This window comes from Vogesella mureinivorans, from assembly GCF_007644035.1.
GTDB lineage: Bacteria > Pseudomonadota > Gammaproteobacteria > Burkholderiales > Chromobacteriaceae > Vogesella > Vogesella mureinivorans.
Map to the genome: position 1 here is coordinate 1 of NZ_VMTV02000663.1, position 13,581 is coordinate 13,581.

Sequence of the window (13,581 nt, forward strand, 5' to 3'; positions counted from 1 at the left end):
GGTGGCCAATCTCGGAATCGAACCAAGGACACACGGATTTTCAATCCGTTGCTCTACCAACTGAGCTAATTGGCCTTCTTGCTCAACACTTGCGTGCTGCATCAGAGACACGCATTAAATCAAAAGCCGCATAAGGCGTCAAGCTTTTTTATGAAAAAACCGCCTTTTCGGCGGTTTTAGCTTACACACTGAGACCAATCAGGTGGCATCCGCCTGCCTGGACGGGTGGGCGTCAGCAAAGGCAGGCAGGGCTTCAAGGTTGGCCGCAAGGCGGCTGAGCAGTGGAAAGGCGGCCATATCTACTTGAAAACGCTGGGCATTGAATACCTGCGGCAGCAGGCAGGCATCGGCCAGGGTGATGCTATCGCCAAAGCAATGCTGCCCGGCACTGGCCGCCAGCTGCTGCTCCAGCGCGGCAAAGCCTTCTGCCACCCAGTGCCGGTACCAAGCATTACGCACATCGTCGGGCGCGGCTAGCTCGTTCTTGAGGTAGTTCAGGATGCGCAGGTTATTTACCGGGTGGATGTCGCAGGCGATGGCCTGGGCGACGGCTCGGACGCGCGCACGTAGTACCGGGTCGGCGGGTAGTAGCTGCACGGTATCCGGGTAGGCTTCGTCCAGGTATTCGCAGATGGCCAGAGACTGCGTCAGCAGCACCTCGCCATCCTGCAGCGCTGGCACCAGTCCTTGCGGGTTCAGTGCCAGAAAGTCGGCGCTGCGCTGCTCGGCTTTGACCAGGCTGACCGGCGCCTGCCGGTACGCCAGCCCTTTCAGGTTGAGGGCAATGCGTACGCGGTAGGCGGCGGAGGAGCGGAAGTAGCCGTACAGGGTACGGCCAACGTTGGCCGCATCAGCCATGCGGCACCACGGTTTGTTCGATAGCGCCGAAAATGCTGTGGCCGGCGGCGTCTTTCATCTCGATGCGCACGCTATCGCCCAGTTTCATGAACGGGGTGACGGCCGCGCCAGTATCGATGATCTCGATCATGCGCTGTTCGGCCAGGCAGCAGCTGCCTACGCTGCGATCGTGGTTGGAGATAGTGCCAGAGCCGATGATGCTGCCCGCCACCAGCTCGCGCGTTTTCGATACATGGGCCACCAGTTGCGGAAAGTTGAACTGCATTTCCACACCAGCGTTCGGCTTGCCGTAAAAGGCCTTGTTGTAATCCACTAGCAGTGGCAGATGGACTTTGCCGTCTTGCCAGGCGTCGCCCAGCTCGTCCGGGGTCACAGCCACTGGCGAGAAGGCGGTGGCGGGCTTGCTCTGGAAGAAACCAAAGCCCTTGGCCAGCTCGTTGGGGATGAGGTTACGCAGGGTCACGTCGTTCACCAGCATCAGCAGGCGGATGTGCTTGGCGCACTCGGCAGCGTCGGCACCCAGCGGCACATCACCGGTAATCACCGCCACTTCGCCCTCGAAATCCAGCCCCCAGGCTGCGTCGCGCAGCGGGATGCCGGCACGCGGTGGCAAGAAGGCGTCGGAGCCACCCTGGTACATCAGCGGGTCGGTATAAAAGCTTGCCGGTACCTCGGCGCCACGCGCCTTGCGCACCAGCTCGACGTGGTTCAGGTAGGCAGAGCCGTCTGCCCATTGGTAGGCACGTGGCAGCGGGCTGTGGCAGCGCGCCTGGTCGAAGGCAAATTCGCCGGCTACCTCGCCCTGATTCAGCGCGGCGTACACTTCTTGCAGCTTGGGCTCGGCCTGCGCCCAGTTATCCAGCGCGGCCTGCAGGTTGGCCGCAATGTTTGGCACGGCCACGGCGCGGGTGAGGTCGCGGCTGACAACCAGCAGCTGGCCGTCGCGGGTCTGGTTCTGATAGGTAGCGAGTTTCATGTGTGTGTCTCGTCTTGCAGTATCGATATGCGTTGGCCGCAGCATGGGCTGCGGCCAACCTTATATATAGCCGGCTACCATAGCGGCGGCGCGCGGTGTGCAATCCATTGCCGCGCTACGGTGGCGTGGGCTTAGTCGGCCTTCAGTACGCCGCGGCGGATCTGGTCTTCTTCGATGGATTCGAACAGCGCGCGGAAGTTACCTTCGCCAAAGCCTTCGTTGCCCTTGCGCTGGATGATCTCGAAGAAAATGGGGCCGATCACGGTTTCGGTAAAGATTTGCAGCAGGATACCTTCTACCGGTGCACCGTCGATCAGGATGCTGTTTTTCTGCAGGCGGGCCAGGTCTTCGCCATGGTCTGGCACGCGCTGGTCCACCTTGGCGTAGTAGGTGTCCGGGGTATCCAGGAAGCGGGTACCGCGTGCTTTCAGCGTTTCCACGGTTTCGTAGATGTTTTCGGTGGTCAGCGCGATGTGCTGGATGCCTTCGCCGTTGTACTGGCGCAGGAATTCTTCGATCTGGCTCTTGTCGTCGGACGACTCGTTGATCGGAATGCGGATTTTGCCACACGGGCTGGTCATGGCTTTGGACACCAGGCCGGTGAGCTTGCCTTCGATATCGAAATAGCGGATTTCCTTGAAGTTGGCGATGTTCTCGTAGAAGCCGCCCCACTTTTCCATATTGCCGCGCACCACGTTGTGGGTCAGGTGGTCGATGACTTTCAGGCCCACACCAGCCGGGTATTGCTCTACGCCTGCCAGCGGCACGAAGTCGATATCGTAGATGTTCTTGTCGTGGCCGTAGCGGTCCACAAAGTACAGCGCCGAACCGCCGATGCCTTCCACCGCCGGGATGTTCAGCTCCATGGCGCCTACCGGGCGGGTGTACGGGGTGGCGCCGTGGGCCAGTGCGTACTCGTAGGCCTTGGCGGCGTCTTGCACGCGCCAGGCCATGGCGCAAGCCGACGGGCCGTGGGCATGGGCAAACTCGGCAGCCGGCTGGCTGCGCTCGGCGTTCAGGATGAAGTTGATGTCGCCCTGGCGGAACAGGCTAACGTTTTTGCTGCGATGGCGGGCTACTTCGATAAAGCCCAGGGACAGAAACAGCGCTTTGAGCTTCTCTACGCCCTCGGCATCCGGGGCGGTGTATTCCACGAACTCGAAACCATCGGTAGCCAGCGGGTTCATCAGCTGATGTTCCATTTTCATCTCTCTCTCCTCTTGCGGCCTGTACGGCCTGCTTCTCTGTAGGGTATTGCAGCGACGTGCCAGTCACACGGGTGCGCCAGGGCAGAGCGGGAGATGAAAATACAACACAGCACCATGCCGCTGGTCTGGTCGCCAGCGTGAAAATGCCCGAATTGTCTGCCTATAGCCTGCTCTACGGGCTACGGGCGTCTCCTCTTATTCACTCAGCCTGCGGTGATCTGCTGCCACCGTGTAAAATGTCTGGCTCAGGCGCTTTATTCTAAGTAAACTTGCTGGCAATTTTCTTGCGATATAGTGCCGAGAAAGTAAAAAACATAAAACAAAATTCCAGAGCAAACCCCAAATCAGGAGATAACATGCTTACGGCCAACCTGGACAAGACCGACATCAAAATGTTGGCAGCCCTGCAAGCCAATGGACGTCTGACCAACGTCGAACTTGCCGAGAAAGTTGCCCTGTCACCCTCCCCGTGCCTGCGCCGGCTGAAACAGCTGGAAGAATCTGGCGTGATCCGCCAATACGTCGCCCTGCTCGACCCTGCCAAACTGGGCTTGGGCCTGCAGGCTTTCGTACGCGTATCACTGGAAAAGCGTGGTGGCAGCGCGCATCTGACCAGCTTTATGGAAGCGGTACAACGCTGGCCAGAGGTAGTGAACTGCTACGCGATGACGGGCGAGATGGACTACCTGCTACAGGTGTACTTTGAAGACCTGCAGCACTTTTCCCGCTTTGTCATGGACGAGCTGTTGCAGCAGCCCGGCGTGGAAGACGTGAAATCCAGCTTTGTACTGAAAGAGTTCAAACAGACCACTTCGTTGCCCATCTACCATCTGGGCCAATAAAACCGGCCCTGTTTGCCAAGGCAGCCTGCGGGCTGCCTTTTTCACGCCCGCGCTACGCTGTTCAAGCCCCCTGCAACTGCCTATAGTGCAGCGATATCCTCTTGGAATGCCTGCCTTGAAACTTGTCAAACCGCTCATCCCGCAGTGGCTTATCCACGCGCTGCTCGCCAGCTTTACCTGCTGCCTGCTGGTGGCAGGCGTGCGTTTCTATCTGGGCAGCCAGCTACAACAACAGCTGCTGCAGCGCATACCACAGCAGGTACAGCAGCAATTCATGCCGCTATTGGCACAAAGCGTGTGGGATGTGGACCCGGCCATGGAGAAAAAGCTGCTGCAAGGCATACAGAGCCTGGATGGCGTGGCCGAGGTGAGCCTGCTCAATACCCGTGGCCAGGTTCATCTGGCGCTGCCCAGCACGCTACCGGCCAGCCATCGTATCGAGCTACCGGTACAGTCGGCAGGCACGGGCGACCAGCCACTGGGCACCCTGCGCCTTAGCCTGTCACTGCGCAGCCTGGAGTACCGGCTGTGGCAAGACATTGCCCTGGCCATAGCCGAGCTGGTGCTGGCCATGCTGCTTTTGGTGTGGCTGACGCGGCGCTACCTGCGGCGCAAGGTGCTGGCACCGGTTGCCGCGCTGGCAGCCCGCTGGCATCACCCGGGGCATGGCGGGCAGATCGTGGCACAAAACGAAATCGACGCCCTGGGCCAGACACTGCTGGCCTACGAGAAACAAGCCGACGCACAGCTGCAGCACAGCCGGCAAACATGCTATGAGCTCACGCAGCAGCGCGACCACCTATCCAGCCTGCTGGCCATGCGTACCGCCGAGCTGGACCAGCTATCACGCTTTCACCAGATGGTCTCGGAAATGTCCAGCCGGCTGATACAGCTGGACCACGCCGATATCGAAGGGGAAATTGCCATTGCCCTGTCGCGCATAGGCAACCTGCTGGAGGTAGACCGCTGCTACCTGTTCAAGGTAGCACCGTCACTGCGCATCCATCACACCCAGGAATGGTGCCGCGCCGGCATTCCCAGCACAGCACAGCAATACGAGAACTACCCGTTGCAGGAGTCTGCCTGGTTTGTGCCACAGCTGATCAAGCAGCACCTGGTGGCCTTAAGCCAGCTGGACGATATGCCACCAGAAGGCCACAACGAACGCATGCGCTTTGCCGCCCACGGCATACAGAGCATTGCCGTGCTGACCCTGTCGTACCAAGGCCAGGTACTGGGGTTCTTTGGCTGCGACAGCGTATTGCAAAAGCGCGACTGGCTGGACAAAGAGCTCACCCTGATGCGGCTATTCAGCGAAATGCTGTGCCACACCCTGTTGCAGCGCCAATACCGGCAAGCACACGATGTCACACGCCAGGCGCTGACGTTGGCACACGAAAAGCTGGATGGCATGGTGAATATCGATGGCCTGACCGGGCTAGCCAACCGCAAGGTTTTTCGCCAGCAGCTGGCAAAGCACTACACACAGAGCAAAGACGGCAGCCAGGCGCTTTCCCTGCTTCTCATCAATATCGATGCTTTTAACGACTACAACGCCTGCTTTGGCCACCTGGAAGGTGACCAATGCCTGATACGCCTGGCGGGGCTGATGCAGCAGCACGCCAACGGGCAAGCTGTACTAGCCCGCCTGGGCGGGGACGAGTTTGGCCTGCTGCTGCCGGGTACCGATGCAGCCAGCGCCTACCGCCTGGCCGAAAACCTGCGGCTAGCCATCTGGCAGCTGGGCATACCGCATATCAGCTCCAGCGTGTCTACCTGCGTGACCGCCAGCATCGGGGTGGCCAGCCTGGATACCGCACGGCACGACAGCGATGGCGCACTACAAGAAGCGGCGGCACAGTGCCTGTACCAAGCCAAACAACTGGGGCGTCACCGCGTAATCAGCGCCAGCCATGGCAAGGGCTCACCGGCATAAAAAACCCCCGGCAGCCACGCTACGGGGGGTTTATCGGTACAGCCGGTGCTTACAGCCCCAGGCGCTGCCAGATAGTGGACACGGTACCGGCCTGATTCAGCGTGTAAAAGTGCAGGCCGGGCGCGCCGTTAGCCAGCAGGCGGTCGCATAGCTCGGTCACCACATCCAGCCCCAAGGCGCGAATGGACGCGCTGTCGTCCATATAGGCCTGCATGCGCAAGCGCAGCCAACGCGGCACTTCGGCACCACACATATCCGAGAAGCGGCACAGTTGGCCGAAGTTGGCGATCGGCATGATGCCCGGCACGATGGGGATATCCACGCCACGCGCCTGCGCCTCGTCCACAAAGCGGAAGTAGGCGTCGGCGTTAAAGAAATACTGCGTCATGGCCGAATTGGCGCCGGCTTTTACCTTGCGCACAAAGTTGTTGATGTCGTCTTCGGCCGACTTGGCCTGCGGGTGGAATTCCGGATAGGCCGCCACCTCGATATGAAAGTGGTCGCCGTGCTCTTCGCGGATAAAGGCCACCAGCTCGTTGGCGTAGCGGAATTCGCCCGCCTCTACCATGCCAGACGGCATGTCGCCGCGCAGCGCCACGATATGGCGGATACCGTGGTTGCGGTATTCGTTGAGGATGGCGCGGATATTGTCGCGGGTGGAGCCGATGCAGGACAGGTGCGGTGCTGCCGCGTAGCCTTCGTTGCGGATCTCCAGCACGGTGGACAGCGTACCGTCACGCGTGGTGCCGCCGGCACCAAAGGTCACGGAGAAAAATTCGGGGTTGAACTGCGCCAGCTGCTGGCGCGTGGTGCGCAGCTTGGCCACGCCCTCTGGCGTGCGCGGCGGGAAAAACTCGAAACTGAAAGTACGGTTACGTTCTGTCATGGCGAACTCTAGCTAATAGTCTGTGATGAACCCTGGCTACCCGTGCCGGTCTGTCGCCGCTGACGGGGTGCGGCCAACGTTGGCCGCAAAAACGGGCAGGTCATTTTACTGCCCTGCCCGTTCCATACCGACATCAAATATCAATAACGATAGTGTGCCGGCTTATATGGGCCTTCTTTCGGCACGCTGATGTAGGCCGCTTGCTGGTCGCTCAGCTCGGTCAGGCGGGCACCGATGCGCTCCAGGTGCAGGCGGGCTACCATCTCGTCCAGGTGCTTCGGCAGTACATACACTTTGCTGTCGTATTTGCCCGGGTTGGCGAAGATCTCGATCTGCGCCAGTACCTGGTTGGTAAACGAGTTGGACATCACGAAGCTTGGGTGGCCGGTAGCGCAACCCAGGTTGACCAGGCGGCCTTCGGCCAGCAGGATGATGCGTTTGCCGTCCGGGAAGACAATGTGGTCTACCTGCGGCTTGATGTTGTCCCACTGGTACTGGCGCAGGCTGGCGACTTCGATTTCGCTGTCGAAGTGGCCGATGTTGCACACGATGGCGTTGTTGCGCATGCGGGCCATGTGGTCGTGGGTGATCACGCCTACGTTACCGGTGGTGGTAACAAAAATATCGGCCTGGTCGCACACTTCGTCCATGCGTACCACGCGGTAGCCTTCCATGGCAGCTTGCAGTGCGCAGATCGGGTCGATTTCGGTTACCCATACCGTGGCACCCAAGCCACGCAGGCTTTGCGCGCAGCCCTTGCCCACGTCGCCGTAGCCCAGTACCACGGCCACTTTACCGGCGATCATCACGTCGGTAGCGCGCTTGATGCCGTCTACCAGCGATTCGCGGCAGCCGTACAGGTTGTCAAACTTGGACTTGGTCACCGAGTCGTTCACGTTGAACGCCGGGAACGGCAGCGCGCCGTCTTTTTCCAGCTGGTACAGGCGGTGTACGCCGGTGGTGGTTTCTTCGGTTACGCCCTGGATGTGTTGCAGGCGCTTGGAGTACCACTGCGGGTCGATGGCCAGGTAGCGCTTGATGGCGGCGTACAGGGCGATTTCTTCGTCGTTGGTAGGGTTCGCCACCACGCTGATGTCTTTCTCGGCCTTGCTGCCCAGCATCAGCAGCAGGGTGGCGTCGCCGCCGTCGTCCAGAATCATGTTGGCTGGCTGGTTTTCCGGCCATTCGAAAATCTTGTGGCTGAATTCCCAGTACTCGTCCAGGCTCTCGCCCTTGAAGGCGAATACCGGGATTTCGGCAGCGGCGATGGCGGCAGCGGCGTGGTCTTGTGTGGAGAAGATGTTGCACGATGCCCAGCGTACGTCGGCACCCAGCGCAGTGAGGGTTTCAATCAGCACGGCAGTCTGTACGGTCATGTGCAGGCTACCGGCGATGCGCGCGCCGCGCAGCGGCTGTGCATCCTTGAACTGCTCGCGAATTGCCATCAGACCCGGCATTTCGGTTTCGGCAATGTTCAGTTCTTTGCGGCCCCAGGCGGCCAGGTTGATATCGGCAACAACGTAGTCGTTGAAGTCAGCCATCGTGCAAATCCTTTATCACGAAGGCCGGGAGGGATGGCTCACCCGCGCATCCCGTGCCCGGCACGGGTTATTCCGGCGACCCGGTAGGGTGGCCGATGAACAAGCAGGTGAGCGCCGTTTTGAACTGTTCCGGGCCTGGGGCCTAGCCTCGCAGCGCTCCCCGGAATATCGACATTATGGCAGAAGATCGTTAAAAGGTTGGCCGCAATTCGCGCCAGAAAAACAAAAAGCCCCTTGCGGGGCTTTTTGTCTCACGGGGCTGGCTTACAGGCCGGCAGCAGCGCGCAGCGCTTCTACCTTGTCGGTACGCTCCCAGGTGAACTCCGGCTCTTCGCGGCCAAAGTGGCCGTAAGCGGCGGTTTTGGCGTAGATCGGGCGCAGCAGATCCAGCATCTGCACGATGCCTTTCGGGCGCAGGTCGAAGTGCTGTTTTACCAGCTCGACGATTTGCTCGTTCGGGATCACGTTGGTACCAAAGGTGTCCACGGCGATGGAGGTAGGCTGCGCCACGCCGATGGCGTAGGAAACCTGTACCTGGCACTGGCGCGCCAGACCGGCGGCTACGATGTTCTTGGCCACGTAGCGGCAAGCGTAGGCGGCGGAGCGGTCTACCTTGGACGGGTCTTTACCGGAGAACGCGCCACCGCCGTGCGGTGCGGCACCACCGTAGGTATCCACGATGATCTTGCGGCCTGTCAGGCCGCAGTCGCCTTGCGGGCCACCGATAACAAAGCGGCCGGTCGGGTTGATCAGGTATTTGGTTTCCGCGGTGAGCATCTCCGGCGGCAGTACCGGCTTGACGATCTGCTCGATCACGGCTTCACGCAGGGTGTCGTAGTCCACATCCGGGTGGTGCTGGGTAGACAGCACCACGGTGTCGATGCGCTTGGGCAGGCCGGTAGCGCTATCGTACACGCAGGTGATCTGGCTCTTGGCATCCGGGCGCAGCCACGGCAGGCGGCCATCCTTACGCAGCTCGGCCTGGCGCTGTACCAGACGGTGGGCGTAGTAGATAGGGAACGGCATCAGGGTCGGGGTTTCGTCGCACGCGTAGCCAAACATCAGGCCCTGGTCGCCAGCGCCTTGTTCCAGGTCCAGGCCCTGGCCTTCGTTCACGCCCTGGGCGATGTCCGGCGACTGCTTGTCGTAGCACACCATTACGGCGCAACCGTTGTAGTCGAAGCCCATTTCGGAGCTGTCGTAGCCGATGCGCTTGATGGTTTCACGCGCGATCTTGATGTAGTCCACGTTGGCCGTGGTGGTGATTTCGCCGGCCAGTACGGCCAGGCCGGTGTTCACCAGCGTCTCGGCCGCTACGCGGGCGTATTTGTCCTGGGTCAGGATGGCGTCCAGAATCGCATCGGAAATCTGGTCCGCTACTTTGTCCGGGTGACCTTCCGAGACCGATTCAGAGGTAAAGAGATATTCGCTCATTGTCTTCGTTCCAGATAATGGCCAGTGAGTTAAGGTAAAATAGCGCGTTTCGTTAGCGTACAAGCCCATGACCCGACTCGCACGTTTCATACTGCAGGCACTCGCGTCCCTGCCACTGCCTGTGTTGCACGCCTTGGGCAGCCTGCTCGGGCGAATGCTTTATTATGCGTCACCCCGTGTGCGCTCGCGCATACGCGAGAACCTAGCCACGAGTAAAATCGCTGGAAGTTATCAGCTTTATCAAGCCCTCGTCAAACAGTCTGCCGCAGAAACCGGTAAAGGCATGCTGGAGTTATCGATCGCCTGGTGCCGCGAGCCGGACTACATGGTATCGCTGGTCAAGCAATGCCATGGCTGGGAGCACGTCGAGGCAGCGTTGGCCGCAGGCAAGGGGCTGATCTTTGTCACGCCGCATCTGGGCAGCTACGATATTGCCGGGCGCTATCTCAGTGCCCGCCTGCCCTTCCCGCTGACCGCCATGTACAAACCACCCAAGCTGGCCTGGCTGGACCCGATCATGAACGAAGGCCGGGCGCGTGGGGGTGCCAAAACCGCCCCCGCTACCGGCGCCGGCGTACGCATCCTGATGAAAGCATTGAAGTCGGGTGAAGCCACCATCATCCTGCCAGACCAGGTACCCGGCAGCGGCGAAGGCATCTGGGCACCGTTCTTCGGCCAGCCTGCTTTTACCATGAGCCTGCTGCCGCGCCTAGCCCAGATGCAGGACGTGGCCGTGCTGTGGTTTACCGGCGAGCGCCTGCCTGATGGCCAGGGTTTTGCCGTGCACATCCAGCCACAAAGCGTGCCGTTTACCGGCGACAAGCAGCAGGATGGCGCCATCCTGAATGCCGAAGTAGAAAGCCTGATCCGCCGCTGGCCTGCCCAGTACTTGTGGAGCTACAACCGTTACAAGCGCCCTGCTGGTGCGCCTGCCCCCGATTCCGAATGAAAGCTGTCTGATGAAACTCGCCCTGGCCCTGTTGTGGCTGATTCACCTACTCCCCCTGCGCCTGATTCATGCGCTAGCCTGGCTACTGGGCCAGCTGGCCTACGCCCTGGCCAAAGAGCGCCGCCGCGTGGGGCTGATCAACCTGCGTCTGAGCTTCCCCGACATGAGCCCGGCGCAGCGTCGTACCCTGATACGCGCCCACTTTGTGGAAATGATGAAGCTGGTGCTGGAGTACGGCGTGGTGTGGTGGTCATCGCCAGACCGGTTGCGCAATCTGGTAGAGATCCGTGGCCTGGAACACCTCACCCGCCTGCGTGACGCTGGCGAAGACGTGATTCTGTTCTACCCGCACTTTGTTGCCTTCGAGATGTGCGCCTATCGCCTGAACCTGGAAGTGCCACTGGTGAGCGTGTACGCGCACCAGAAAAACAAAACGCTGGACGAGCAGTTTTACAAAGGCCGTAACCGCTTCAATAACGCCTACATCGTGTCGCGCCAGGAAAGCCTGCGCAGCATCATCAAGGCCATGCGCAAAGACCACACGCCTTTCCTGTATCTGCCGGACCAGGACTTTGGCGCACGCGACTCGGTATTCGTGAAATTCTTTGAAACCGACGCTGCCACCATTACCGGCCTGTCGCGCATCGCCGGCCTGGCCCGCGCCAAGGTGGTACCGGCCATTGCCCGCCGCGAGGGTAGCCGCTTTGTGCTGGACATCTACCCGGCGTGGGAGAACTACCCCACCGACGATGTGATGGCCGACACCCGCCGCATGAATGCTTTCCTTGAAGACCGTATCCGCGAAGCGCCTGCACAGTACTTCTGGCTGCACAAGCGCTTCAAGAGCCGCCCGCAAGGCGAGGCGCGCTTCTACTAAACGCACTGCCCTGCATGAAAAAGCCGCTGCCCCTGCAGCGGCTTTTTCATGGGCAAACCCGCATAACACGCCAGCTGCAACAGAAGATGGCCAACCACACCGTGGCAGCAAGCCGACGCGCTAGCACGCACAAGCAGGTATCGCAGACCACAGGTAGGCGCTACCCATACAGCCCGAAGGTTGGCCGCACAGGGCAAGACACAGGCCTTGGCAGCACATGTCATCCAGGCCAAGCACTACGTATACGGCAGTAAAGTAGAAACGAAAAAAGCCCGGCAGCCGGGCTTTTTCTGTGCGGCCAACTTAGTGGCTGCGTGTCGACCAGAAGTACCGGGCCACAAAGCCCGGAAAGGCAAACACCACAAACAGCGAAAACGTTGTCACGTAGAACTGCCAGTTTTGCACGTGCACCGGGCTGATACGGCCCTCCAGCACGCGCGCCAGCAGGCCCAGCAGCAGGTACAGCGCTACCAGCTCCAGCAAGTGCCAGCCAAAATGCTTGTTGGCCAGTTTCTTGATACCCGCCAGGCGCTGGGTAGCGAATGGCAGGTTGGCCGCGATAAAGGCCAGAACGAGCAGAGTGATAACGCTGGTTTCCACGAACAGTTTCCTTGATTACAGGCTGTGAAGCGACAGTTGCATCGCTTCGACACACATGGCCACCAAACGTTCCGGCACCACGCCCAATACCAGCAAGGCAATACCGTTTACCGACAGTACCAGTTTCATGTCTACCGGCATGGTGATCGGGCTGTTGTCTTGTACTTCATCGAAGTACATCACTTTTACCGCACGCAGATAGTAGAAGGCACCAATCAGCGACATGATCACGGCCACCACGGCCAACCATACCAAGTTTATGTTCACGATAGCCTGGATCACGGCAAACTTGGCGTAGAAGCCAGCCAGCGGTGGAATACCGGCCATGGAGAACAGAGCCAGCAGCATCAGCAAGGCGTACCAGCTGTTGCGGCCATTCAGGCCTTTCAGGTCGTCCAGGGTTTCGCACTCGAAACCGGCGCGCGACAGACCCAGCAGGATGCCAAAGCCCACCAGCGTGGTCAGTACGTACACCACGGCGTAGAACAAGGCCGAGGCGTAGCCTTCCGGCGTGCCGGCGATCAGGCCCAGCAGCAGGAAGCCCATGTGCGAGATGGTGGAGTAAGCCAGCATACGCTTGATGTTGGTCTGTGCAATGGCGGTAATGTTACCGATAGCCATGGACAGTACCGCCAGGATGATCAGCATGCCCTGCCAGTCGGCCACCATGGCACCCAGACCCTGTACCAGGATACGGATGACAAACACGAAGGCAGCCAGCTTGGGTGCAGCACCAATCATCAGCGTCAGCGCAGTAGGCGAACCCTGGTAAACGTCCGGTACCCACATGTGGAAAGGTACAGCGCCCAGTTTGAACGCCAGACCCGCCACGATGAACACCAGGCCGAACACCATCAGGGTCGGGTTGGCACTACCACCGGCAATGGCTTTGGCCACGGTAGGCAGGTCCAGCGTGCCGGTAGCACCGTACACCATGGACATACCGTACAGCAGCAGGCCGGAAGCCAGCGCGCTCAGCACAAAGTACTTCATCGCGGCTTCAGTGGCTTTGGCCGAGTCACGTTGCAGGGCAATCAGCGAGCACAGCGACAGCGACAGCAGCTCCAGGCCCATGTACAGGCTGATGAAGTTGCCGGCCGATACCATCAGGTTCATGCCCATCAGCGCAAACAGCGTCAGCGTGTAGTACTCGCCCTTGAACAGGCCACGGTCTTTTACATACTGGCGGGTGTAAACCAGCACGGTAGCCGTAACGCCATACATGGCTACCTTGACGATGTCCGCCATCGGGTCATCGACAAACAGACCGCTGAGGGTAATGGTGCTGAAAGTTTCAAAAGTGGATACCTGCAGGAACGCAGCTACCGCCAGTGTCAGCAGGGACAGGCCGTAGGTAATGCCGCGTTTGGCATCCGAGAGATAGAGGTCAAGCATCAGGATGAACAGCACCGCTCCGAGCAGAAACATCTCGGGCAATGCCGGCATCAGGTTGAGATCAGCCCAATTCATTAGC

At 60.0% G+C, this 13,581-nt stretch carries 12 protein-coding genes, 1 tRNA gene and 1 riboswitch; of the genes, 4 read left to right on the forward strand and 9 right to left on the reverse strand.

All coding sequences use genetic code 11. The features are described from left to right. Positions 1 to 2 precede the first annotated feature (2 nt). The 4 genes from FLQ44_RS17195 to hppD form a co-directional block, all read right to left on the reverse strand. Positions 3 to 75: transfer RNA gene (locus tag FLQ44_RS17195), tRNA-Phe, on the reverse strand. 123 nt (positions 76 to 198) lie between these two features. Continuing rightward, positions 199 to 858, reverse strand: a complete 660-nt coding sequence (maiA, locus tag FLQ44_RS17200; protein WP_147695380.1) for a maleylacetoacetate isomerase — start codon at positions 856 to 858, stop codon at positions 199 to 201. Then, complete coding sequence (locus FLQ44_RS17205) at positions 851 to 1,834, reverse strand: fumarylacetoacetate hydrolase family protein (RefSeq protein WP_147695381.1); 984 nt, start codon at positions 1,832 to 1,834, stop codon at positions 851 to 853. The genes maiA and FLQ44_RS17205 overlap by 8 nt, the downstream gene beginning before the upstream one ends. A 131-nt stretch (positions 1,835 to 1,965) precedes the next feature. Further along, positions 1,966 to 3,042, reverse strand: coding sequence for a 4-hydroxyphenylpyruvate dioxygenase (hppD, locus tag FLQ44_RS17210; RefSeq protein WP_147695382.1), 1,077 nt, complete (start codon positions 3,040 to 3,042; stop codon positions 1,966 to 1,968). 356 nt (positions 3,043 to 3,398) lie between these two features. Between hppD and FLQ44_RS17215 the strand changes: the two genes are divergently transcribed. Together FLQ44_RS17215 and FLQ44_RS17220 are read left to right on the forward strand one after the other, a co-directional pair. After that, entirely contained in the window at positions 3,399 to 3,884 is a 486-nt protein-coding gene (locus FLQ44_RS17215) for an Lrp/AsnC family transcriptional regulator (protein ID WP_017509610.1), read from the forward strand. Positions 3,885 to 3,999: 115 nt separating this feature from the next. Continuing rightward, positions 4,000 to 5,820: a sensor domain-containing diguanylate cyclase gene (locus FLQ44_RS17220; RefSeq protein ID WP_170253021.1), complete on the forward strand. Its 1,821-nt coding sequence runs from the start codon at positions 4,000 to 4,002 to the stop codon at positions 5,818 to 5,820. Positions 5,821 to 5,869: 49 nt separating this feature from the next. On the opposite strand, the gene metF is transcribed toward FLQ44_RS17220, so the two are convergent. From metF to metK, 3 genes are all read right to left on the reverse strand, one after another. Continuing rightward, positions 5,870 to 6,706 (reverse strand): methylenetetrahydrofolate reductase [NAD(P)H], encoded by an 837-nt coding sequence (metF, locus tag FLQ44_RS17225; RefSeq protein ID WP_147689003.1) that lies wholly within the window; start codon positions 6,704 to 6,706, stop codon positions 5,870 to 5,872. 140 nt (positions 6,707 to 6,846) lie between these two features. Next, positions 6,847 to 8,247: an adenosylhomocysteinase gene (gene ahcY, locus FLQ44_RS17230; RefSeq protein WP_147695384.1), complete on the reverse strand. Its 1,401-nt coding sequence runs from the start codon at positions 8,245 to 8,247 to the stop codon at positions 6,847 to 6,849. A gap of 102 nt (positions 8,248 to 8,349) precedes the next feature. Next, positions 8,350 to 8,415, reverse strand: a riboswitch (S-adenosyl-L-homocysteine riboswitch). A gap of 96 nt (positions 8,416 to 8,511) precedes the next feature. Continuing rightward, positions 8,512 to 9,681 carry a methionine adenosyltransferase gene (gene metK, locus FLQ44_RS17235; RefSeq protein WP_147695385.1) on the reverse strand — a complete coding sequence of 390 codons (1,170 nt, stop codon included), beginning with the start codon at positions 9,679 to 9,681 and terminating at the stop codon, positions 8,512 to 8,514. Positions 9,682 to 9,748: 67 nt separating this feature from the next. On the opposite strand from metK, the gene FLQ44_RS17240 reads away from it, so the two are divergent. Continuing rightward, positions 9,749 to 10,630 carry a lysophospholipid acyltransferase family protein gene (locus FLQ44_RS17240; protein WP_147695386.1) on the forward strand — a complete coding sequence of 294 codons (882 nt, stop codon included), beginning with the start codon at positions 9,749 to 9,751 and terminating at the stop codon, positions 10,628 to 10,630. A gap of 10 nt (positions 10,631 to 10,640) precedes the next feature. After that, a complete protein-coding gene (locus FLQ44_RS17245) occupies positions 10,641 to 11,507 on the forward strand; it encodes a lipid A biosynthesis lauroyl acyltransferase (protein ID WP_147695387.1) in 867 nt (288 codons plus the stop codon). Between the two features lie 303 nt (positions 11,508 to 11,810). On the opposite strand, the gene FLQ44_RS17250 is transcribed toward FLQ44_RS17245, so the two are convergent. Together FLQ44_RS17250 and nuoN are read right to left on the reverse strand one after the other, a co-directional pair. Beyond that, positions 11,811 to 12,107, reverse strand: coding sequence for a DUF2818 family protein (locus FLQ44_RS17250; RefSeq protein WP_147695388.1), 297 nt, complete (start codon positions 12,105 to 12,107; stop codon positions 11,811 to 11,813). 15 nt (positions 12,108 to 12,122) lie between these two features. Then, a complete protein-coding gene (nuoN, locus tag FLQ44_RS17255) occupies positions 12,123 to 13,577 on the reverse strand; it encodes an NADH-quinone oxidoreductase subunit NuoN (protein WP_147695389.1) in 1,455 nt (484 codons plus the stop codon). Between the last annotated feature and the right edge of the window lie 4 nt (positions 13,578 to 13,581).